The sequence below is a fragment of the Pseudomonas sp. B20 genome (genome assembly GCF_020515755.1).
Classification (GTDB): Bacteria; Pseudomonadota; Gammaproteobacteria; order Pseudomonadales; family Pseudomonadaceae; genus Aquipseudomonas; species Aquipseudomonas syringae.
Map to the genome: position 1 here is coordinate 72,319 of NZ_JAHPJG010000017.1, position 22,249 is coordinate 94,567.

Genomic DNA, 22,249 nt, shown 5'->3' on the forward strand with positions numbered 1-22,249 from the left:
AACAGGTTTATAGTCGTCCTGCACTCACTTCCAAAAAAACAACAGGTGACGCAATGCAGGCGCAATTGATCGCGCTCGATTGGGGGACAACCTCACTTCGTGCTTATCGACTTGGCGAACATGGCCAGGTACTGGAACAGCGCGCATTGAGCGCGGGCATCATGCAGTTGCCAACCACGCCGCGGCTGATCGCGGGGCAGTTCTGCAGTGACGGTTTCGAACTGGCCTTTGACCAGGCGTGCGGCGACTGGCTCGATGCCCAGCCGGATCTGCAGGTGATTGCCTGTGGCATGGTCGGCAGCGCACAGGGCTGGCGCGAGGCGGCTTACCGGGAAACGCCGGCCAGCGTCAACGAACTGAGCGCAGCGTTGCAGACGGTACGCAGCGTGCGCGGCGTGACGGTACACATCATCCCCGGCGTCCTGCAGCGTTCGACCCTGCCCAACGTAATGCGTGGCGAAGAAACCCAGGTGCTGGGTGTGCTGGCGGGGCTCGAAGAAGGGCAGGGCAGCCAGTCTCTGCTGATCGGTCTACCGGGCAGCCACTCCAAATGGGTGCAGGTAGAGCGCGGGCGCATCGTTCACTTCGACACCTTCATGACCGGCGAGGTCTACGCCGCGCTCTGCGCCCACACCATTCTCGGACGCACCATGCAGCCTGCCGAGGCGTTCGACGAGCAGGCGTTTGACCGCGGCTTGTCGATTGCCCTGTCCGACGCGGGCTCCGCGGGGCCGCTGTCGACCATTTTCAGCACGCGAACGCTCGGCCTGACCGGGCAATTGGCTGCCGGTGCGCAACCTGACTATCTTTCCGGCCTGTTGATTGGCCATGAACTGGGCGCCATCGCCAGGCTGCATCTGCACAACCATGAACAATTGCCTGCGGTGATCCTCATCGGCAGCGATTCGCTGTGCACGCGCTATGCACGCGGGCTGGCCGTTTGTGGCTTTCCCGGGGTGACATTGGCCGAGCAGGCGACCGAGCGCGGCCTGTGGCAGGTCGCCGTGCAGGCCGGCCTGGTCGCGCGCCGCTCGTCCCAACACATTCGAGAGGTTTGACATGCTCAAGCAAGCACTGAAAGAAAATGGTCTGGTCGCGATTTTGCGCGGCCTGCGTCCCGAAGAAGCGCCTGCCGTGGGCGATGCGCTGTACGAAGCGGGGTTTCGGGTCATCGAAGTGCCGCTCAACTCCCCGCAACCGTTCGACAGCATCCGCCTGTTGCGTCAGCAATTGCCTGCCGATTGCCTGATCGGTGCTGGCACTGTGCTCACCGCTGAGCAGGTGACTCAGGTCAAGGACGCCGGCGGGCAGGTGATCGTCATGCCGCACAGTGACGCCAAGGTACTGCGTGCGGCCAAGGCGGCCGGGCTGTTCCTGTCGCCAGGGGTCGCAACGCCGACCGAAGCCTTTGCCGCACTGGCCGAAGGCGCCGATGTGCTCAAGTTGTTTCCTGCCGAGCAGATGTCGCCTGCAGTGGTCAAGGCGTGGCTGGCGGTGTTGCCCAAGGGCACGATCCTGCTGCCGGTCGGGGGAATTTCGCCGGACAACATGAAGGTATTTCTCGATGCGGGCGTGAAGGGGTTTGGCCTGGGCTCCGGGCTGTTCAAACCCGGCATGAGCGTCGCAGACGTCACCGAGCGTGCCCAGGCCTATGTGGCGGCCTGGAAGCAGCACAGCGCAGCGCTTGCAAACTGACCGGCGCAGCAGACGCCGCCGTTCAGTAGCCGCTATCCAACAAGAGAATCAACAAGAGAAACCGCACCCATGAAAATCACCAAACTCACCACGTTCATCGTTCCGCCGCGCTGGTGCTTCCTCAAGGTCGAGACTGACGAGGGCGTTGTCGGCTGGGGCGAGCCAGTGGTCGAAGGCCGCGCGCACACGGTCGCTGCCGCTGTGGAAGAGCTTTCCGATTACCTGATCGGCAAAGACCCGCGCAACATCGAAGACATCTGGACCGTGCTGTACCGCGGCGGTTTCTACCGCGGCGGCGCGATTCACATGAGTGCGCTGGCCGGCATCGATCAGGCGTTGTGGGACATCAAGGGCAAAGCGCTGGGGGTGTCGGTCAGTGACCTGCTCGGCGGTCAGGTGCGTGACAAGATTCGCGTCTACTCGTGGATTGGCGGTGATCGGCCCGCCGACACGGCGCGCGCCGCCAAGGAAGCGGTGGAGCGCGGTTTTACTGCGGTGAAGATGAATGGCACCGAAGAGTTGCAGTTTCTCGACACCTTCGACAAGGTCGACCTGGCGCTGGCCAACGTGGCCGCCGTGCGCGATGCCGTGGGGCCGAATGTCGGCATCGGTGTGGACTTCCACGGCCGGGTCCACAAGCCGATGGCCAAGGTGCTGATGAAAGAGCTGGACCCATACAAGCTGATGTTCATCGAAGAGCCGGTGCTCAGCGAGAACTATGAAGCACTGAAGGAACTGGCGCCGCTGACCAGTACGCCGATTGCGCTGGGCGAGCGGCTGTTCTCGCGCTGGGACTTCAAGCGCGTGTTGAGCGACGGCTACGTCGACATCATCCAGCCGGATGCCTCACACGCCGGTGGCATTACCGAAACCCGCAAGATCGCCAACATGGCCGAAGCCTACGACGTCGCGCTGGCGTTGCATTGCCCGCTGGGGCCTATCGCGCTGGCGGCGTGCCTGCAACTGGACGCGGTTTGCTACAACGCCTTCATCCAGGAGCAGAGCCTGGGTATCCACTACAACGAAAGCAACGACCTGCTCGATTACGTCAAGCACCCGGAAGTCTTCGACTACGACAAAGGCATGGTCAAGATCCCCAACGGCCCCGGCCTGGGCATCGAGATCAACGAAGAGTACGTCATCGAACGCGCCGCCATCGGCCACCGCTGGCGCAACCCGATCTGGCGTCATGCGGATGGCAGTTTTGCGGAGTGGTAGAACAGCAAATCCGCTAGCCATCGTTTCGGCGCTCTGCGCTCATCGCCATACATAAGTCCTGAAGAGCCTGGAAAATGGGCGTTCAGGCTTCTGCCCGCAGGGCGTAGGCGAACTTGTTCGCGAACAGGCTTACTTGTTCTCTGAAAATGTTTCGTTTGAACAATTGTCTTCGCGAACAAGTTCCTACGGCCTTCGGCCAGAATCAAAAGCGCACTTGCGTATAACGATGAGCGCTCTGCGTGGGAACGAGAGTCGGCGTGCCTTCAGCTCGGTTATATCGAAACACAGACCTCAATAAATCCAACAAGAGGCTACACTCCATGCGCACTCGAACTCTGGAGGGTGCGGCATCCCTGGTGACGCCGTCCCGCAAACGTTTCTTTATCATGGTGCTGCTGTTCATCACCGTAGTGATCAACTACCTGGACCGCAGCAACCTGTCGATTGCCGCACCAGCGCTGACCTCCGAACTGGGCCTCGACCCGGTGCATGTCGGGCTGATCTTTTCCGCGTTCGGCTGGACCTACGCCGCCATGCAGCTGCCCGGGGGCTGGCTGGTAGACCGCGTGCCGCCACGCATTCTCTATACCGCAGCCCTGCTGCTGTGGTCCATCGCGACCATCATGCTCGGTTTCGCCGCCAGCTTCATCGCCCTGTTCGTACTGCGCATGGCGGTCGGTGCGCTGGAAGCACCTGCTTATCCGATCAACAGCCGCGTTGTCACCACCTGGTTTCCCGAGCGCGAGCGAGCCACCGCCATCGGCGTCTATACCTCCGGGCAGTTCGTCGGTCTGGCATTTCTGACCCCGGTACTGGCCTGGTTGCAGGCGCACTACGGCTGGCACATGGTGTTTGTCGCCACCGGTGGAGTCGGCGTGTTGTGGGCGCTGATCTGGTACACGGTGTATCGCGAGCCACGTGATTTCAAAGGCGTCAATCAGCAGGAAATCGAGCTGATTCAGGAGGGCGGCGGGCTGGTGGACATCCAGAAGGATGTCGAAAAACAGAAGCAGGCGTTCAGCTGGCTGGACCTGGGTATTGTGTTGAGCAGGCGCAAGCTATGGGGTATCTACCTGGGGCAATTCTGCCTGAACTCCACGCTGTGGTTTTTCCTGACCTGGTTCCCGACCTACCTGGTGAAATACCGGGGCATGGACTTCATCAAGTCCGGCCTGCTGGCGTCGTTGCCGTTCCTCGCCGCATTCGTCGGTGTGCTGTGCTCGGGCTTCTTTTCCGACTGGCTGATCCGTCGCGGGCATAGCGTAGGCTTTGCACGCAAGTTGCCGATCATTGCCGGGCTGCTGATCTCGACCTCGATCATCGGTGCCAACTTCGTCGACTCCACGCCGCTGGTGATCACCTTTCTGGCGCTGGCGTTCTTCGGCAACGGTCTGGCGTCGATCACCTGGTCGCTGGTCTCGACCCTGGCACCGGCGCGCCTGCTGGGCCTGACCGGTGGCACGTTCAACTTCATCGGCAACCTCTCTGCCATCGCCACCCCGATAGTGATTGGATTTCTGGCGTCGGGAGACTCGTTCGCGCCTGCCATCACTTACATTTCGGTCCTGGCGCTGCTGGGCGCGCTGTCGTACATCCTGCTGGTAGGGAAAGTGGAGCGTATCGAGCTCTGATGTCGACGCATCCGGACGCAGGCGGCGATAATGCCGCCGGTTTTCGATCCGAACCCTTTTGATCCGAGCAAGGCCTCTCATGCACAACGATTCGATCACCCCTGAAAAGATTACCGGCAAGGACTCCGTACCCACCGGGACTCAGACCTTGCTGCGCGGGCTGGGGGTGGTGCAGGCGGTTGCCGGTGGCGCACGGGACCTCAAGGAGATCGCCCGGCTGATCGGCACCACGCGCAGCACCACGCACCGTCTGGCCAGTTGCCTGGTCGAGGAGCGTTACCTGCGTATCGTTCCTCAGGTGGGCTACCTGCTTGGGCCGAAACTGATCGAGCTGGGGTTTCAGGCGCGTGAAGAGGTGCCCCTGGCGATGCTGGCCCGGCCGTATCTGGATCGCTTGTCCGAGCTGACCGGCGATACCGTGCATCTGGCAGTACGGGAAGGGGACGACGTGCTCTATCTGCACAAGAATCCCGGTCGCAATGGGCCGGAAATGCGTTCGCGGGTCGGGCATAGGATGCCGCTGGTACGCACCGGTATCGGCAAGGCGCTGCTGCTGGACAGTGCTCAGTCCGAGTGGCAACGGCTGTATGACATCAGCATGCCGAGCACAGGCAGACATCCGCTATGGCCTGCTCATGAGCAGCAAACCTGGGAGCAGTTGAAGGCGCGGCGGGAGGAGTACGTAGAAGGAGGGTATGCATTCGATCTGGAGGACAACGAACCGTCGATACGTTGTGTCGCAGCGCCGGTACGTGATGCCAGCAAACAGATCGTTGCCGGCATCAGTGTCGCCAGTACCGTGCCCTACATGCCGCTGGAGAAGATGGCCGAGCTGGTTCCGTTGATCAAAACCATCGCAGCGGAACTCTCGGCCGATCTCGGCGGCTGATCGGCAGTCGATCAGGCCTTCAGCGTGGCCATGTCGATCACGAAGCGGTACTTCACGTCACCAGCCAGCATGCGCTCGTAGGCTTCGTTGATGTTGCGGATATCGAGCATTTCGATGTCGCAGGTGATGTCGTTCTCGGCGCAGAAATCCAGTACTTCCTGAGTTTCCGCGATACCGCCGATCAACGAACCGGCCAGCACGCGGCGGCTCATCACCAGATTGGCTGCGTGTACTGGCGGCTCGATCGGCTCGATCAGGCCGACCAGAATGTGGGCGCCGTCGAAACGCAGGGTTTCCAGGTAGGGGTTCAGATCGTGCTGCACCGGAATGGTGTCGAGCAGGAAGTCGAAGTGCCCTGCAGCAGCCTTCATCTGTTCAGCGTCGGTGGAGACGATCACATGATCGGCGCCTTGACGATGTGCTTCCTGAGCCTTGGCGGCGGAGCGGGTGAACAGGGTCACTTCAGCGCCCATGGCCTTGGCGAACTTGATGCCCATATGGCCCAGACCGCCCATGCCCAGAATGCCAACCTTGTCGCCCGCCTTGACGCCGTAGTGCTTGAGCGGCGAATAGGTGGTGATACCCGCGCAGAGAATAGGCGCAGCAGCGGCTGGGTCGAGTTTTTCCGGGACGCGCACGACGAAGTGCTCGGCGACCACGATGCTGTTCGAGTAACCGCCCATGGTGTTACTGCCGTCCACGCGGTCCGGCGTGGCGTAAGTCATGGTCGGGCCTTCCAGGCAGTACTGCTCGAGGTCCGACTTGCAGGCCGAGCATTCGCGGCACGAATCGACCATGCAGCCGACACCGACCATGTCACCGACCTGGTACTGGGTTGCACTGCTGCCGGTGGCAGTGACGCGACCGACAATTTCGTGGCCCGGCATCAGCGGGTAGACGGCGATGCCCCATTCGTTGCGTGCCTGGTGAATATCAGAGTGGCAGACGCCGCAATAAAGGATTTCGATGGCAACGTCGTCGGCACGCAGAGCGCGACGTTCGAAGGTCATCGGGGCGAGGGGAGCGGTAGCTGACTGTGCGGCGTAACCGATAGCTGTGTACATGTTTGACCTCGCAAGATGTAACGGAAGAGAGGCGAACCATTGTCCTGATACGGGCCCTTCGCGGCTATGGTGAATCCTCCGTGTTTCATGCCTATTCCTCCGGCCTGATATTTCAGGGTCGGCGCTGAGGCGCAAATCTGCGATGATACGGCTGTCTGTTTCTCTGTCAGGCTGTGCCCATGACCTCACCTGTTGTGCCGGATGGCAATGCCACCCTCGTTTCCCTGATCCAGCCGCTGGCGGTGCGGCCCGGGTTTGTCGCTACGCCGTTGCCGGAGGTCCGCGTGCTTTCGGCGTTTGGTTATGTCGCCAGCAGCCCGCAGATCTACGAGCCGAGCCTGATGATCGTGGTGCAGGGCAGCAAGGTCGCGTGCCTGGGGCCGCGCACGTTCGAATACGGCACCGGGCATTACCTGATTCAGGCGCTCTCTGTGCCATTCAAGTGCGAAACCTTCGCCACTCCGGAAAAGCCGCTTTACGGTGTTTCAGTGGCCATCGACCGCGTATTGCTCGGTGAGCTGGTGCAGGCGATGGGCCCGGTCACCGGGCACGAGAGTCAGTTGCAGACGCCGGAGTCCATGACCTCGGTGCGCATCGACAACACCATGCGCGACAGTGTCGAGCGTCTGCTGCGTTGTCTGCATGATCCGCTGGAGTGTCAGGCCATGGGCCAGGCACGGATTCGCGAGGTGCTGTACACCGCGCTGCGCGGACCGCAGTCGGGGGTGTTGCGTGCGCTGGTCGAACAGCAGGGGCAGTTTGCACGAATTGCCTCGGCGGTGACCTACCTGCATGAGCATTATGACCACGCGCTGAACGTCGACACGCTGGCCAGTTGCGCGAACATGAGCACGTCGACCTTTCATGAGCATTTCAAGCGCAGCACGCTGTTGTCGCCGGTGCAGTACCTCAAGCGCCTGCGCCTGCTCAAGGCTCAGCAATTGCTGGTGGCCGAGGGTCTGGGGGTGGCGCAGGTCGCGTTGAAGGTCGGCTATCAAAGCGCGTCGCAGTTCAGTCGTGAATACAAACGTTACTTTGAGCGCAGACCGGGCGAAGAGGGATGTAGGGGTTAGCTGCAAGCTTCAAGCCGCAAGCTTCAAGATCAAAGCTTGTAGCTTGTAGCTTGTAGCTTGTAGCTTGTAGCTTGTAGCTTGTAGCTTGTAGCTTGTAGCTTACAACTTGCAGCTGCTTCACCTCACATATTCGGGTAGGTCGGGCCGCCAGCGCCTTCCGGTGCCACCCAGGTGATGTTCTGCGACGGGTCCTTGATGTCGCAGGTCTTGCAGTGCACGCAGTTCTGCGCGTTGATCTGGAAGCGTTTCTCGCCGTCTTCCTTGGTGATGACTTCATACACGCCAGCCGGGCAATAACGCTGAGCCGGCTCGTCATACAGCGGCAGGTTCTTGCTGATCGGGATGCTCGGATCGGTCAGCTTCAGGTGGCAGGGCTGTTCCTCTTCATGGTTGGTGCTGGAGAGGAATACTGAACTGAGCTTGTCGAAGCTTAGCTTGCCGTCGGGTTTCGGGTAGTCGATCTTCTTCGAGTCGGCTGCCAGCTTGAGGCAGGCGTAGTCCGGCTTGGTGTCATGCAGCGTGAACGGCAGCTTGCCACCGAAAATGTTCTGATCGATGAAGTTGAATGCGCCGCCCTTGATCGCGCCGTACTTGTGGATCGCCACGCCAAAGTTACGGCTGGCGAACAGTTCTTCATGCAGCCAGCTGGCCTTGAAGGCGTCCACGTAGGCGTTCAGCACGTCGCCGCCTTCCTTGCCGGCGAGCAGCGCGTCGGCTACCGAATCGGCAGCCAGCATGCCTGACTTCATCGCCGTATGGCTGCCCTTGATCTTGGCGAAATTCAGCGTGCCCAGATCGCAGCCGATCAGCGCGCCGCCGGGGAAGACCATCTTCGGCAGGGAGTTCAAGCCGCCCTTGGCAATCGCGCGGGCACCGTAGCTGATGCGCTTGCCGCCTTCCAGGTATTGCTTGACGACCGGGTGATGCTTGTAGCGCTGGAATTCGTCGAACGGCGAGAGGTACGGATTGCTGTAGGACAGGTCGATGATCAGGCCGACCACCACCTGATTGTTTTCCAGGTGGTAAAGGAACGAGCCGCCCGGATTGTCATCGTCCAGCGGCCAGCCGGCGGTGTGCACCACCAGCCCCTGTTCATGTTTAGCCGGATCGACTTCCCAGATTTCCTTGAGGCCGATAGCGTAATGCTGAACGTCGGCTTCGTCGTCGAGCTTGAAGCGCTTGAGCAGCTGCTTGCCGATGTGACCACGGCAGCCTTCGGCGAACAGCGTGTACTTGGCGCGCAGTTCCATGCCGGGGGTGTACAGGCCTTCCTTCGGATTGCCTTCGCGGTCGACACCCAGGTCGCCGGTGACGATGCCGCGTACTACACCGTTTTCGTCGAACAGCGCTTCCTGGGCGGCAAAGCCCGGATAGATTTCGACACCGAGGTTTTCAGCCTGCTGCGCCAGCCAGCGGCACAGGTTGCCCAGCGAGATGATGTAGTTGCCATGGTTGTGCATGGTCTTGGGGACGAAAAAGTCCGGTATTTTCTGAGCTTTTTCGGCATCGCGCAGCACGTAGATGTCGTCGCGCTTGACCGGCGTGTTGAGCGGAGCGCCCAGTTCCTGCCAGTTGGGGAACAGTTCATTCAGTGCGCGGGGCTCGAACACGGCACCGGAGAGGATGTGTGCACCGACTTCGGAGCCTTTTTCCACCACGCAGACGCTGATTTCCTGGCCAGCTTCAGCGGCCTTCTGTTTAAGGCGGCAAGCGGCAGAAAGCCCGGACGGGCCGGCTCCGACGATAACGACGTCGAATTCCATGTATTCGCGTTCCACAGGCTATCTCCTACTCTCAAGGCTCACGGTGTTTTTATGGGCACTGCTTTTTTAGTCGCTGCAGGCCGACGCATGGAGGTATTGAACCGCCCCGTCTTTTAATGGTTCGCATTATATCTACACCACTGCGCGGGTCCAATACAAACGTTTGTTTGAATCGGCCGCAGGCCAGATAAATCAAAGACGCCAGACTCGGAACTGGCCGATTTGGCGTATTGACCGGAAAAGGCGTTGCGGTCAATATACGGGCGGTTTTGCGTTTGCCGTAGGCTGAAACGAGGTTCCCGGATTGCGGGCAATCTCTCAAAAGGCATCAGGCAGACGCGCTGCAGGCAACAGGTCAACGTCGCACGGCGCATTTTACACACCCAGCCGCTGCTTGACGGGTGACTCCCGGCTTTTATATGGCTTTTTAAAGCCGTCCGAATGGCCTGCACGCATAGCGATTGCTTGTTGAGGACACATATCGATCGCCTGGTGCCGCCGGGCGACTTCTTTTCACCGGAGAGTGAGGAATCCATGAAGGTTCTTGTAGCTGTCAAACGAGTGGTCGACTACAACGTCAAGGTTCGCGTCAAGGCGGACAACTCCGGCGTCGATCTTGCCAACGTCAAAATGTCCATGAACCCGTTCTGCGAAATCGCCGTTGAAGAGGCGGTTCGTCTTAAAGAGAAGGGTGTAGCCACCGAAATCGTCGTCGTCACCATCGGCCCGACCACCGCTCAGGAACAACTGCGTACCGCCCTGGCACTGGGTGCCGACCGTGCCGTGCTGGTCGAGTCCGCCGAGGAACTGACTTCTCTGGCCGTGGCCAAGCTGCTCAAGGCCGTGGTCGACAAGGAGCAGCCACAACTGGTGATCCTTGGCAAACAGGCCATCGACAGTGATAACAACCAGACCGGCCAGATGCTGGCTGCGTTGAGCGGCTACCCGCAGGGTACGTTCGCATCCAAGGTTGAAGTGACCGGTGACAAGGTCGCCGTAACCCGTGAAATCGACGGCGGCCTGCAGACTGTTTCCCTGAGCCTGCCAGCCATCGTGACCACGGACCTGCGTCTGAACGAGCCACGCTACGCTTCGCTGCCCAACATCATGAAGGCCAAGAAGAAGCCGCTCGAAGTGCTGACCCCGGATGCACTGGGCGTTTCCACGGCCTCGACTAACAAGACCCTCAAGGTCGAAGCGCCGGCTGCACGCAGCGCCGGCATCAAGGTCAAGTCGGTGGCTGAACTGGTCGAGAAACTGAAAAACGAAGCGAAGGTAATCTAAATGACGATCCTGGTTATCGCTGAACACGACAATGCGACCGTAGCCCCGGCTACGCTCAATACCCTTGCTGCTGCCCAGAAGATCGGCGGTGACATTCATTTGCTGGTGGCCGGTTCCGGCGTGAGCGCCGTTGCCGACGCCGCCGCCAAAATTGCCGGTGTGACCAAGGTCCTGGTGGCCGACCACGAAGCCTACGCGCACCAACTGCCTGAAAACATCGCACCGCTGGTCGTGGAACTGGCTGCGGGCCATAGCCATGTTCTGGCTGCGGCAACGTCCAATGGCAAGAACATCCTGCCGCGTGTCGCTGCGCAGCTGGATGTCGACCAGATCTCCGAGATCGTTTCGGTGGTTTCCGCCGACACCTTCACTCGTCCGATCTACGCCGGTAACGCCATCGCCACCGTGCAGTCGACGGCTGCGGTCAAGGTCATCACCGTACGTGCCACCGGTTTCGACCCGGTGGCTGCAGAGGGGGGCTCGGCCGCTGTCGAGGCGGTGTCGGCTGCTCACGATGCCGGCAAGTCCAGCTTCGTCGGTGAAGAGCTGGCCAAATCCGATCGTCCGGAGCTGACAGCAGCGAAGATCGTCGTTTCCGGTGGTCGCGGCATGCAGAACGGTGACAACTTCAGGCACCTGTACACGCTGGCCGACAAGCTCGGTGCGGCAGTGGGCGCTTCCCGTGCTGCGGTCGATGCCGGTTTCGTACCCAACGACATGCAGGTCGGTCAGACCGGCAAGATCGTTGCTCCCCAGCTGTACATCGCGGTCGGTATTTCCGGTGCCATTCAGCATCTGGCCGGTATGAAGGATTCCAAGGTGATCGTTGCGATCAACAAGGATGAAGAGGCGCCGATCTTCCAGGTCGCCGATTACGGTCTGGTGGCTGACTTGTTCGAAGCCATCCCCGAGCTGGAGAAGCTGGTTTAAGCCACGCGCTTCCACTATAAAGAGAACCCGTTCCATTCGGGGTTCGCGCACCGTCGATTTGCGGTGCGCCTGCCCGGATCGAACGGGTTTTTTATTGGGTATCGAAAGGACTTTTCATGGTGCATTCCCGGCTGCTGTCTTCGCTTCTCTTCGGGCTCATCGCGCTGCCGACGCTGGCCTTCGCCGCAGGCAAGTGCGAGCGTCTGATCGTGACTGGCAGCCCGGACGCGCCGCCTTATCTGTGGCGTGATCCCCAGGACCCGCGTCACCTGATGGGCGCCAATGCCGATCTGCTGACTCAGGCAGCGGGCGAGCTGGGTATCAAGGTCGAATTTCTGTATGGCGGCAAGCGCAGTCAGGCACTCGAAGAGGTGCGCACCGGGCGCCTGGACCTGCTGGCTGATGCGCCGTTGAACGCGGCTCAACTCGAAGCGCTGGATTACATTCATCCGCCGATCGTGCAGAACGAGATCATGGTCTGGACGCGTCACGATCACAGTGTGCCGTTCAATGCCGTCAGCGAGTTGCAGGGTCATCCCGGCGCCATGTCGGAAAAGACCCGCCTGACGCCATCCTTTGATGCGCTGGCCAGACAGAGTCTGACCCTGGAGAGGGTGCCTGCACTTACGCCCGCGTTCCAGAAGCTGGCCCTGGGTGAGGTGGATTACGTGCTTGCCGGGCGCTATGCCGGTCTGGTCATGGTGCAGACCCTGGGGCTTTCCAAAGACCTGATAGCGCAGCCTCTACCGGTCGATAAGCCGGGTTTTTATCTGGCCTTGTCGTTCAACTCGGCCTGCAATGAACCATGGTTGCGCGGACAGCTGGCGAAAAAGATGACAGAATCGGCCGCCTCTGGCCTTGCGGGCGATGTCATCAGGCACAACCTGGAGTTGTGGAAAGCCCAACTGCTGCAACCTGCCAGCGCCAGCGCACCCAACAAGTAGGGATGTTTTTGTGAGTATTCGTTTTTCAATTGCCGTCATGGCAATCGCCACGCTGGCCGGTTGCGCCAGTGATCCGGTACCAACCGAGCAGTTCAAACTGACCGAGCAGGCGCTGGAGCAGGCCAAGGCGGTCGGTGCAAGTGACGATCAGCCCGAGATGGAAGTCGCCCAGGCCGGATTCGCCGAAGCCCGCGCCTCCATGGCAAGCCACGCCTACAAGGACGCGCGCATGAAAGCCGAGCAGGCCGAACTTGATGCGCGCCTGGCCGAAGCGCGAGTGCTGACCCTGAAGAGCCAGGAGCAGGTCAATCAGTTGAATACCCGCCTCAATCGCTTGCGCAAGCAGCTGGGGGAGGCGCAATGAACCGTATTCCTAGTGTCCTGAGTGTGTGTCTGTTGCTGGGGTCGGCTGGCCTTTACGGTTGTGCCGGTCACAAGGACAGCGGCCAGGCCTTGCAGCAGGCCAGTGCCGACTTCCAGAAGGTCAGGGAAGATACCGATGTGCTGCGCAGTGCGCCCAAAGATGTCATTCGCGCCGGTGAGTCGCTGGCCCGCGCCGAGCGTCTGTCCAGTTACCTGGGGAGCGGTGCCGATGTCGCTCACTACGCCTACCTCAGCAGCCGTTACAGCGAAATCGCGCGTGAGCACAGCAACCTGATGCTGAGTCAGGAGCGTCTGGCAAAAATGGACATGGAGCGTCAGCGTATGCAGCTGGCACTGCGTGAAGCCAAGCTGGCCAGCGCCCAGCAGCAGGGCCGTTGGCTGGAGGATCAGATCCTCAGCCTGGCCACCACCGAAACCGACCGCGGCCTGGTCATGACCCTGGGTGATGTGCTGTTCGACGCCGGACATGCCGAGCTGAAAAACTCCGCCAGCCGTACCATTCTCAAGGTTGTGCAGTTTCTGCAGATCAACCCGCGCCGAGTGGTCCGGATCGAAGGTTATACCGACAGCACGGGCGATCGTCAGGAGAACCTGAAGCTCTCGAAAGACCGGGCACAGGCCGTCGCTGACGTGCTGATGGACCTGGGTATCGATGAAAAGCGTATTCATGTCGAAGGCTATGGGCAGGAGTTTCCTGTGAATGCCAATACCTCCGAGCGGGGCCGCGCACAAAACAGGCGTGTCGAGATCGTTTTCTCGGACGAAAAAGGTCAGCTGGGCGCAGCTCGCTGATAAAAAGCCGATAAAAAGCCCGACGCCGGAAACGGCCTCGGGCTTTTTTGTCTTTAATCACATTGATTATGGCGTTTCTGCCCGCGTTTATTTTCACTCAGCAATCATCAATGCTGGCCTGATTTCAAACTGTTCCCGTACACTTCCGATCTGTGCCGGTTATTACGCATCTGTATTTTCAAAAATAATAAATCACCGGTCTTTTGAGGCTGTGTCATGACCAATCTCTTGCTCTACCAGCGTATCGCTCAGCAGTTGGCCGAAGACATCCGTCGTGGTGTGTATCAGCCCGGCGAGCGTGTGCCGTCCGTCCGCAAAATGAGTTCGCAGCTCAACGTCAGCCATGCCACTGTATTGCAGGCTTACGCGAACCTTGAAGACCAGGGGCTGATCCGGGCACGGCCCCAGTCCGGCTACTACGTCCATCAAACGCCCGCGCTGACAGCTTCGACCCCGGATATCGCGCGGGTCGAGCGGCCCGGCCTTGTCACGCGCAGCAGCATTATCCAGCAGGTGCTCGAAGAGTCCCGCCGCGAAGGTGTATTCGCCCTCGGGGCTGCGGTGCCTCATGTGGATTACTTGCCGGTGCGCGCGCTGCATCAGCAACTGGCCAAGGTCACGCGTTTTCACAGCCCGCGGGCCTTCAGTTACATGTTCAGTCCTGGCTTCGAACCCTTGCGCAGGCAGGTCGCCATCCGCATGCGCGACGCCGGTGTGGTGGTCGACCCGTCTGAGGTGGTGATCACTCACGGCTGCGTGGATGCGCTGCAGATGGCCCTGCGGGTGCTGACCCGGCCTGGCGATCTGATAGCCGCCGAATCGCCAGCCTATTACGGGCTGCTGCAACTTGCCGACCTGCTGGGTTTGAAAGTCATCGAAATCCCCAGTGATCCGGCCACCGGCATCAGTCTTGAAGCCTTGCAACTGGCGGCCAATCAATGGTCCATCAAGGCTCTGGTACTGACCTCGCGGCTGAGCAATCCACTGGGCGGCACCATGCCGGAGGAGCGGCAGAAAAACCTGCTGCGGCTGACCTCGGATTTCGATATCCAGGTGGTTGAGGACGACGTCTACGGCGAGTTGATGTTCGAAGTAGGGCGGACCAAGGCGCTCAAGGCCTTCGACCGGCTGGGGAGGGTGATTTACTGCTCGAGCTTCTCCAAGACCTTGTCACCGGGTGTGCGCATCGGCTGGATGATAGCCGGCAAATACCAGGCGGAAATTCAGCGCCTGCAGACCTTCAGTACTCACTCGGCGTGCAGCGTGACGCAAATGGCCGTCGCGGCTTACCTCGAAAACGGCGGCTACGATCGGCACCTGCGCTTCATTCGTCTGGAATACCGCAAGAACCTCAGTGCCTACCAGCTGGCGGTGCAGCAGTTCTTCCCCGAAGGCACGCAAATGAGTCGTCCCGCAGGGGGCTTTATCCTGTGGGTCAGTCTGCCGGGCAGGGTCAATACCCAGGAATTGCACGTGCGTGCGCTCGAGCAGGGCATCAGCATCGCGCCCGGGCTGATTTTCAGCAATACCGAGCAGTTCAACCACTGTATTCGTTTGAATTGCGGCATGAAATGGAACAAGGAAGCCGAGCGCGCATTGATGACATTGGGGATTCTGGCCAAGCAGTTGTGTCAGGAGGCTGTTCAGGCTTATTGATTGGCAAAGATATTTGTCAATTCTTCGGAACTCTTGTCTTGTCAGGTTGGCCTCAAAAGGACAGCATGTGTTTCTTTCCGGCTTTTTGCCACTGTCTTGCCTGACTTTTTGCCTATGAATGTTTTTCGCTGTCTCGGATTGCTTGTCGTCGTACTTCTGAGTGGTTGTGACGCTCCGGATACCTCTGTGCCCAAACCCAAGACCGAGGCGGTCATCACCGCGCCGGTATCGCCCGAGGTGCATCTCAAGACTGAGGCACCTGCGCAGGCAGTCGCCACCGATGCCAAGCAAATCAAGGCGCCGGACACCATGCATCAGCTGATGCCGGGCGTGCCAGTCGTGCCCGTGGTGGTCGGAAAGGAAAAATCAGAACCTGCAGCACCTCAGAGCGTCAAATCGGCGACTTCCGAAAAAGCCTCTTCCAGGGTTGCGGCAGCCAAGGCACCTGCGAGCAAGCGCAAGAACGCCAAGGATGCCAAGACCGCCAGCGTCAAGGATGTGCGAATCAAAGCACCCAAGCTGGACCTGAGCCTGCCTCCCGAGCTAGTCAAGGAGCTCGACCCGCCTGCCAAGGTGATTACCAACAAGCGCAAGCCGATATTGCCGCAGATGTTCAGCGACAAGGGCGATTCTGCGAACCCCGGCCCGTTCGAGCTCGAGGGGCGATTGCTGACCAACGAAATGCAATTGCAGATGCGTAATGACAACCGCCGCGATGTAGAAGGCGCTGCGCTGGACTTCAAATTCAAGCAGTAAGTCCTGCCTGTCGTCCGATACGGCGTTTTCAAACAGACGTTTTGACGGTTAATATCCTTTCTCTTTTTCAATTTTTCAAACAAGGGTGTCTGGTCATGGACTGCCGTTCCGGTTGTGGTGCGTGCTGCATAGCGCCTTCCATCACGTCTCCCATACCCGGTATGCCTGACGGAAAGCCTGCTGGCGAGCGCTGTCTGCATCTGTCGGTCGAATTTTTGTGCGCCTTGTTCGGCAGGGCTGAGCGGCCCGCGGTGTGCAGTCAGTTCAAGGCGGCAGAGGATGTCTGCGGTGCCGACCAGGCGGATGCCATTCGCCTGATCGGTTGGTGGGAAAAAGCCACTGCTGTGGCCTGAAAAAGTGTTTTCGAGCACAAATGCTTCTTCGGAACTTCAAAACAAGGAATAAAACAATGGGTCCGCTGTATCGCATGGCTGTTGCTTGTGGCTTCACTGTAATGCTTGCCGGAACGGCGCAAGCTGAAGAGTGGAAAGAGGTCAAGAATCAGGATGGCATCAAGGTCTCGTTGAGCGACGTGCCTGGGTCCGATTACAAGGCGTATCAGGGTATTGCGCTGATCAACGCCAGCGTGAGCAAGTTGCGTGCCCTTCAGGAGGATGTCGCGGGGGCCTGCGCCTGGATTCATGAGTGCAAGTTGCAGAAAGTGCTCAAGCACGAAGGCAACAAGACCTGGACCTACAGCCAGTTCAATACGCCCTGGCCAGTGACGCCTCGCGATTCCGTGTTGTTGATCACCACTCAGGAAGGTGCTGACGGGAGTGTTACCCGTAACCTCGAAGAGCAGCCTTCGTATATCCCCGAGGAGAAGGGCTATGTGCGGGTGACCGAGGTCAAAGGCTTCTGGAAAATGGTGCCGAAGGGGCCGAACCAGACTGAAGTGACCTATCAGGTTCACACCGAGCCGGGTGGCAGTGTGCCGTCGATGCTGGCCAACAAGTTCGTTGTCGATGCACCGTACAACACCTTGAAAGCGCTCAGGGAGCGTGCCGCGCAAACCAAATGATCCGCACTGGATAGCGCGCACAAAAAAGGGCTGCCAATGGCAGCCCTTTTTTTGCGCGTGGCGCTTACTTGCGGTCTTGCAGGGCGACGATGTCGCGTTGCACGTTGCCGGTGTACAGCTGACGAGGGCGACCGATCTTGTAAGGGCTGGAGAGCATTTCCTTCCAGTGCGAGATCCAGCCGACAGTCCGCGCCAGGGCGAAGATCACGGTGAACATGCTGGTCGGAATGCCGATGGCCTTGAGGATGATGCCCGAATAGAAGTCGACGTTCGGGTACAGCGAGCGCTCGATGAAGTACGGATCGGTCAGGGCGATCTCTTCGAGGCGCATGGCCAGTTCGAGTTGAGGATCGTTGGTGATGCCCAGCTCTTTCAGCACTTCGTCGCAGGTCTGCTTCATTACGGTGGCGCGCGGGTCACGGTTCTTGTACACGCGGTGACCGAAGCCCATGAGCTTGAACGGATCGTTCTTGTCCTTGGCCTTGGCAATGAACTTGTCGATGTTAGATACATCGCCGATTTCATCGAGCATGGTCAGTACCGCTTCGTTGGCGCCGCCGTGGGCAGGGCCCCAGAGCGCTGCGATACCGGCTGCGATGCAGGCGAACGGGTTGGCGCCCGAAGAGCCTGCCATACGCACGGTAGAGGTCGAAGCGTTCTGCTCGTGATCGGCGTGGAGGATAAAGATCTTGTCCATCGCCTTGGCCAGCACCGGGCTGATCGGTTTGATCTCGCACGGGGTGTTGAACATCATGTGCAGGAAGTTTTCCGCGTAGCTGAGGTCGTTACGCGGGTACATCATGGGTTGACCCATGGAGTACTTGTAGACCATCGCTGCCAGGGTCGGCATCTTGGCGACCAGGCGGACCGCGGAAATCTCGCGGTGCTGCGGGTTATTGATGTCCAGCGAGTCGTGGTAGAACGCTGACAGGGCGCCGACTACGCCACACATGACGGCCATCGGGTGGGCGTCGCGGCGGAAACCGTTGAAAAAGGTCTTGAGCTGTTCGTGAACCATCGTGTGGTTCTTGACCACGGCCACGAACTGGGCTTTCTGCTCGGCGGTGGGCAGTTCACCGTTGAGCAGCAGGTAGCAGGTTTCGAGGTAGTCGGACTGCTCGGCCAGTTGTTCGATCGGGTAGCCGCGGTGTAGCAGAATGCCATTATCACCATCGATGTAGGTGATCTTCGAATCGCAAGAGGCCGTGGACATGAAACCAGGGTCAAATGTGAAGCGGCCGGTGGCGGTCAGGCCGCGTACGTCGATCACGTCCGGACCCACTGTACCGGTCAGAATTGGCAGCTCGACGGGGGCAGCGCCCTCGATGATCAACTGCGCTTTTTTGTCAGCCATGTGGCCTCCTATTTATGCTTCAAATCATCAGACAGGCCCCCCACGCAGGGCCCGCATCACTATAGTGAGATAAATTCTAAAGTCAATTTGCCTAAAGTCGTGTTCCGCAAGGGCTCGGCCGTGGATTTTGCAGACGGTTTACTGCCGTTTACGCCTTTTGTCGCGGCAACGCAATCCGCTATTGGCGGTACGTCTGCGCGTTGTCATTAGTAACCTAACTGTCTATACTCGGCGTCCGACCGCCAGAGGCTTTTGGCCTGTTTCAAGGGGGTCGTCACTTCCTGGGTGGTGGGTACCTGACCAGTGCACTTCCCAACAACTTGCCCTGATTGTTAGGGGCTCTTCAGTGTGAAAAAAAGCCGTGAATAGCCAACGACCTGTAAATCTAGACCTAAGGACCATCAAGCTCCCAGTCACCGCTTACACGTCCATCCTTCACCGCATCTCCGGTGTCATCCTCTTTGTCGGTATTGCAATCATGCTGTATGCAATGGACAAGTCGCTGGCCTCCGAAGAGGGATTTGGTGAAGTCAAGGCGTATATGACCAGTCCGCTGGCCAAGCTGATCATCTGGGGACTTCTGTCTGCCCTGCTGTACCACCTGGTGGCCGGTATTCGTCACCTCATCATGGACTCGGGGGTAGGCGAGACGCTTGAAGGCGGCAAGCTGGGCTCCAAAATCGTTATCGCGGTCTCCGTGATTCTGATTCTTCTGGCGGGAGTATGGATATGGTAACCAACGTCACCAACCTGTCGCGTTCGGGCCTCTATGACTGGATGGCTCAGCGTGTTTCCGCAGTCGTGCTCGCGGCTTATTTCATTTTCCTGATCGGTTACATGGTCTTTCACCCGGGTCTGAGCTACGCCCAATGGCATGGTCTGTTCGCTCACAACGGAATGCGTATCTTCAGTCTCCTGGCCCTCGTTGCCCTTGGCGCTCACGCCTGGGTCGGCATGTGGACCATCGCGACCGACTACCTGACGCCGATGGCGCTGGGCAAGTCCGCAACTGCAGTACGTTTCCTGTTCCAGGCGGTATGTGGCGTTCTGATGTTCGCCTACTTCGTCTGGGGCGTGCAGATTCTTTGGGGTATCTGATCCATGGCTAACATTAATGCGCTTTCTTTCGACGCCATCATCATTGGTGGTGGCGGTGCCGGCATGCGCGCTGCGCTGCAGCTCGCCCAGGGCGGTCACAAGACTGCCGTGGTCACCAAGGTCTTCCCGACCCGCTCGCACACCGTATCCGCCCAGGGTGGCATCACCTGTGCAATCGCTTCCGCCGATCCGAACGATGACTGGCGCTGGCACATGTACGATACCGTCAAGGGCTCCGACTACATCGGTGACCAGGACGCTATCGAATACATGTGTTCCGTAGGTCCGGAAGCGGTCTTCGAGCTCGAGCACATGGGCCTGCCGTTCTCCCGTACCGAGCAGGGCCGTATCTACCAGCGTCCGTTCGGTGGCCAGTCCAAGGACTTCGGCAAGGGCGGGCAGGCTGCCCGTACCTGCGCTGCCGCCGACCGTACCGGTCACGCGCTGCTGCACACCCTGTATCAGGCCAACCTGAAGGCCGGCACTGTATTCCTCAACGAATACTATGCAGTTGATCTGGTGAAGAACAACGATGGCGCCTTTGTCGGCATCATCGCGATCTGCATCGAGACGGGCGAAACCTCGTACATCCGCGCCAATGCAACCGTGCTGGCGACCGGCGGTGCAGGCCGTATCTACTCGTCGACCACCAACGCCCTGATCAATACCGGTGACGGTATCGGCATGGCGCTGCGTGCCGGTGTACCGGTTCAGGACATCGAAATGTGGCAGTTCCACCCGACCGGTATTGCCGGCGCAGGTGTACTGGTCACCGAAGGTTGCCGCGGTGAAGGCGGTTACCTGATCAACAAGCACGGCGAGCGTTTCATGGAGCGTTATGCTCCGAACGCCAAGGACCTTGCCGGTCGTGACGTTGTGGCGCGTTCCATGGTCAAGGAAATCATTGCCGGTAACGGCTGTGGTCCCGATGGCGATCACGTGATGCTCAAGCTCGATCACCTTGGTGAAGAAGTGCTGCACAGCCGTCTGCCAGGCATCATGGAGCTGTCCAAGACCTTCGCTCACGTCGATCCTGCAACCGCGCCGATTCCTGTCGTACCGACCTGCCACTACATGATGGGCGGCGTTGCCACCAACATTCACGGCCAGGCGATCACCCAGGATGCGGCGGGCGTCGACCAGATCATTCCAGGTCTGTTCGCGGTCGGTGAAGTGGCTTGCGTATCGGTTCACGGCGCCAACCGTCTGGGCGGCAACTCGCTGCTCGATCTGGTGGTGTTCGGCCGCGCTGCGGGTATCCACCTGGAGCAGGCCCTGCGTGAAGGCGTCGATTATGCGCGCGCTTCCGAGTCCGACATCGATGCTGCCCTCGCACGCCTTGCCGGCCTGAACGAGCGCACCACCGGTGAAGACGTTGCGTCGCTGCGTAAAGAACTGCAGAGCTGCATGCAGAACTACTTCGGTGTGTTCCGTACTGGCGAATACATGCAGAAGGGTATTGCCCAGCTGGCTGATCTGCGCGTGCGTATCGCCAACGTCAAGATCAACGACAAGAGCCAGGCGTTCAACACCGCCCGTATCGAAGCGCTTGAACTGCAAAACCTGCTGGAAGTTGCCGAAGCCACGGCGATTGCCGCAGAGCATCGTAAAGAGTCCCGCGGCGCTCACGCTCGCGAAGACTTCGAAGATCGCGACGACGAGAACTGGTTGTGCCACACCCTGTATTTCCCGGGTGACAAGCGCGTGACCAAGCGTGCCGTGAACTTCTCGCCGAAGACTGTTCCGACTTTTGAACCCAAGATTCGGACTTATTAAGGGGTGGCCGATATGTTGCAAGTCAGTGTTTATCGTTACAACCCTGAGCAGGACGCCGCGCCGTTCATGCAGGAGTTTCAGGTCGATACCGGTGGCAAGGACCTGATGGTGCTGGACGTGCTCGCCCTGGTCAAAGAACAGGATCAAGGGTTCTCTTATCGTCGCTCGTGCCGTGAAGGCGTGTGCGGTTCCGACGGCATGAACATCAACGGCAAGAACGGCCTGGCCTGCATCACGCCGCTGTCGGCTGTCGTTGCCAAGAACAAGCTGATCGTACGTCCGCTGCCTGGTTTGCCGGTTATCCGTGACCTGGTCGTCGATATGAGCATCTTCTACAAGCAGTACGAGAAGGTGAAGCCGTTCCTGCAGAACGACACGCCGGCTCCGGCCATCGAACGTCTGCAAACGCCGGAAGAGCGCGAAAAGCTCGATGGTCTGTACGAGTGCATTCTGTGCGCTTGCTGCTCGACTTCCTGCCCGTCCTTCTGGTGGAACCCCGACAAGTTCCTGGGTCCCGCTGCACTGCTGCAAGCCTACCGTTTCCTGGCTGACAGCCGTGATACTCGCACCAGTGAGCGTCTGGCTTCGCTTGACGATCCGTTCAGCGTATTCCGCTGCCGCGGCATCATGAACTGCGTCAACGTCTGTCCGAAGGGTCTTAACCCAACCAAGGCTATCGGTCACGTACGCAACATGTTGTTGCAGAACGGCGTCTGATTCATCGCTTTATCTGTTACACCGTTACACTGAAGTGGCTACGGCGCAGGCTTCAACCGGCGCCGTAGTTTTAACCTGAGCAGTAGCTCGCAAAGCTGCGGCTCTTATTTTGAAGAAATGAGACCAGCAGGGGCATCCGGGCTGGTACCCGGACTATCTGCGTGATCCCTGGTGACTTGATACAGTCGCTGCACACGACTATTT

The 22,249-nt window shown here is 59.5% G+C and carries 22 protein-coding genes; 19 read left to right on the forward strand and 3 right to left on the reverse strand.

Features of this window, described 5'->3' with window-relative positions:
• The first annotated feature begins 53 nt into the window (after positions 1 to 53).
• From LIX91_RS17180 to LIX91_RS17200, 5 genes are all read left to right on the forward strand, one after another.
• Positions 54 to 1,058: a 2-dehydro-3-deoxygalactonokinase gene (locus LIX91_RS17180; RefSeq protein WP_003419885.1), complete on the forward strand. Its 1,005-nt coding sequence runs from the start codon at positions 54 to 56 to the stop codon at positions 1,056 to 1,058.
• A gap of 1 nt (position 1,059) precedes the next feature.
• The gene (locus LIX91_RS17185) at positions 1,060 to 1,695 is read left to right on the forward strand and encodes a 2-dehydro-3-deoxy-6-phosphogalactonate aldolase (protein ID WP_003419888.1); all 636 of its coding nucleotides are present in this window, start codon (positions 1,060 to 1,062) and stop codon (positions 1,693 to 1,695) included.
• Between the two features lie 69 nt (positions 1,696 to 1,764).
• The gene (gene dgoD / locus LIX91_RS17190) at positions 1,765 to 2,913 is read left to right on the forward strand and encodes a galactonate dehydratase (RefSeq protein WP_226488850.1); all 1,149 of its coding nucleotides are present in this window, start codon (positions 1,765 to 1,767) and stop codon (positions 2,911 to 2,913) included.
• 320 nt (positions 2,914 to 3,233) lie between these two features.
• Positions 3,234 to 4,544, forward strand: coding sequence for an MFS transporter (locus tag LIX91_RS17195; protein WP_003316531.1), 1,311 nt, complete (start codon positions 3,234 to 3,236; stop codon positions 4,542 to 4,544).
• A gap of 79 nt (positions 4,545 to 4,623) precedes the next feature.
• Positions 4,624 to 5,433: an IclR family transcriptional regulator gene (locus LIX91_RS17200; protein WP_003409826.1), complete on the forward strand. Its 810-nt coding sequence runs from the start codon at positions 4,624 to 4,626 to the stop codon at positions 5,431 to 5,433.
• Between the two features lie 11 nt (positions 5,434 to 5,444).
• Here LIX91_RS17200 and LIX91_RS17205 read toward each other — a convergent pair whose 3' ends face one another.
• Positions 5,445 to 6,497 carry an NAD(P)-dependent alcohol dehydrogenase gene (locus LIX91_RS17205; RefSeq protein WP_003406175.1) on the reverse strand — a complete coding sequence of 351 codons (1,053 nt, stop codon included), beginning with the start codon at positions 6,495 to 6,497 and terminating at the stop codon, positions 5,445 to 5,447.
• Between the two features lie 179 nt (positions 6,498 to 6,676).
• Between LIX91_RS17205 and LIX91_RS17210 the strand changes: the two genes are divergently transcribed.
• Positions 6,677 to 7,570 (forward strand): AraC family transcriptional regulator, encoded by an 894-nt coding sequence (locus LIX91_RS17210; protein ID WP_003419894.1) that lies wholly within the window; start codon positions 6,677 to 6,679, stop codon positions 7,568 to 7,570.
• A gap of 122 nt (positions 7,571 to 7,692) precedes the next feature.
• Here LIX91_RS17210 and LIX91_RS17215 read toward each other — a convergent pair whose 3' ends face one another.
• On the reverse strand, positions 7,693 to 9,348 hold the full coding sequence (locus LIX91_RS17215) for an electron transfer flavoprotein-ubiquinone oxidoreductase (RefSeq protein WP_003394534.1): 1,656 nt from the start codon (positions 9,346 to 9,348) through the stop codon (positions 7,693 to 7,695).
• Between the two features lie 519 nt (positions 9,349 to 9,867).
• Between LIX91_RS17215 and LIX91_RS17220 the strand changes: the two genes are divergently transcribed.
• From LIX91_RS17220 to LIX91_RS17260, 9 genes are all read left to right on the forward strand, one after another.
• The gene (locus LIX91_RS17220) at positions 9,868 to 10,617 is read left to right on the forward strand and encodes an electron transfer flavoprotein subunit beta/FixA family protein (RefSeq protein WP_003394537.1); all 750 of its coding nucleotides are present in this window, start codon (positions 9,868 to 9,870) and stop codon (positions 10,615 to 10,617) included.
• Complete coding sequence (locus tag LIX91_RS17225) at positions 10,618 to 11,547, forward strand: electron transfer flavoprotein subunit alpha/FixB family protein (protein WP_003366683.1); 930 nt, start codon at positions 10,618 to 10,620, stop codon at positions 11,545 to 11,547.
• A 116-nt stretch (positions 11,548 to 11,663) separates the two neighbouring features.
• Entirely contained in the window at positions 11,664 to 12,491 is an 828-nt protein-coding gene (locus LIX91_RS17230) for a substrate-binding periplasmic protein (RefSeq protein WP_226488851.1), read from the forward strand.
• A gap of 10 nt (positions 12,492 to 12,501) precedes the next feature.
• Complete coding sequence (locus LIX91_RS17235; protein ID WP_003345625.1) at positions 12,502 to 12,855, forward strand: DUF4398 domain-containing protein; 354 nt, start codon at positions 12,502 to 12,504, stop codon at positions 12,853 to 12,855.
• Entirely contained in the window at positions 12,852 to 13,667 is an 816-nt protein-coding gene (locus LIX91_RS17240; protein ID WP_226488852.1) for an OmpA family protein, read from the forward strand. The genes LIX91_RS17235 and LIX91_RS17240 overlap by 4 nt, the downstream gene beginning before the upstream one ends.
• A 216-nt stretch (positions 13,668 to 13,883) precedes the next feature.
• Positions 13,884 to 15,323 (forward strand): PLP-dependent aminotransferase family protein, encoded by a 1,440-nt coding sequence (locus tag LIX91_RS17245; protein WP_003366691.1) that lies wholly within the window; start codon positions 13,884 to 13,886, stop codon positions 15,321 to 15,323.
• A 114-nt stretch (positions 15,324 to 15,437) separates the two neighbouring features.
• Positions 15,438 to 16,079 carry a translation initiation factor 2 gene (locus LIX91_RS17250; RefSeq protein WP_074996954.1) on the forward strand — a complete coding sequence of 214 codons (642 nt, stop codon included), beginning with the start codon at positions 15,438 to 15,440 and terminating at the stop codon, positions 16,077 to 16,079.
• A 95-nt stretch (positions 16,080 to 16,174) separates the two neighbouring features.
• Positions 16,175 to 16,432, forward strand: coding sequence for a YkgJ family cysteine cluster protein (locus tag LIX91_RS17255; protein ID WP_003406159.1), 258 nt, complete (start codon positions 16,175 to 16,177; stop codon positions 16,430 to 16,432).
• Positions 16,433 to 16,488: 56 nt separating this feature from the next.
• Complete coding sequence (locus tag LIX91_RS17260; RefSeq protein WP_024960476.1) at positions 16,489 to 17,100, forward strand: START domain-containing protein; 612 nt, start codon at positions 16,489 to 16,491, stop codon at positions 17,098 to 17,100.
• Positions 17,101 to 17,164: 64 nt separating this feature from the next.
• On the opposite strand, the gene gltA is transcribed toward LIX91_RS17260, so the two are convergent.
• Entirely contained in the window at positions 17,165 to 18,454 is a 1,290-nt protein-coding gene (gene gltA / locus LIX91_RS17265) for a citrate synthase (protein WP_002552974.1), read from the reverse strand.
• A gap of 361 nt (positions 18,455 to 18,815) precedes the next feature.
• Here gltA and sdhC point away from each other — a divergent pair, with 361 nt between their 5' ends.
• The 4 genes from sdhC to LIX91_RS17285 are packed head-to-tail and all read left to right on the forward strand — an operon-like array spanning position 18,816 to position 22,045.
• Positions 18,816 to 19,190 carry a succinate dehydrogenase, cytochrome b556 subunit gene (gene sdhC / locus LIX91_RS17270; protein WP_003423585.1) on the forward strand — a complete coding sequence of 125 codons (375 nt, stop codon included), beginning with the start codon at positions 18,816 to 18,818 and terminating at the stop codon, positions 19,188 to 19,190.
• Positions 19,184 to 19,552 carry a succinate dehydrogenase, hydrophobic membrane anchor protein gene (gene sdhD, locus LIX91_RS17275; RefSeq protein ID WP_003316551.1) on the forward strand — a complete coding sequence of 123 codons (369 nt, stop codon included), beginning with the start codon at positions 19,184 to 19,186 and terminating at the stop codon, positions 19,550 to 19,552. The genes sdhC and sdhD overlap by 7 nt, the downstream gene beginning before the upstream one ends.
• A gap of 3 nt (positions 19,553 to 19,555) precedes the next feature.
• Entirely contained in the window at positions 19,556 to 21,328 is a 1,773-nt protein-coding gene (gene sdhA, locus LIX91_RS17280; protein WP_003419913.1) for a succinate dehydrogenase flavoprotein subunit, read from the forward strand.
• A gap of 12 nt (positions 21,329 to 21,340) precedes the next feature.
• Positions 21,341 to 22,045: a succinate dehydrogenase iron-sulfur subunit gene (locus tag LIX91_RS17285; RefSeq protein ID WP_003343563.1), complete on the forward strand. Its 705-nt coding sequence runs from the start codon at positions 21,341 to 21,343 to the stop codon at positions 22,043 to 22,045.
• The last annotated feature ends 204 nt before the right edge of the window (positions 22,046 to 22,249 follow it).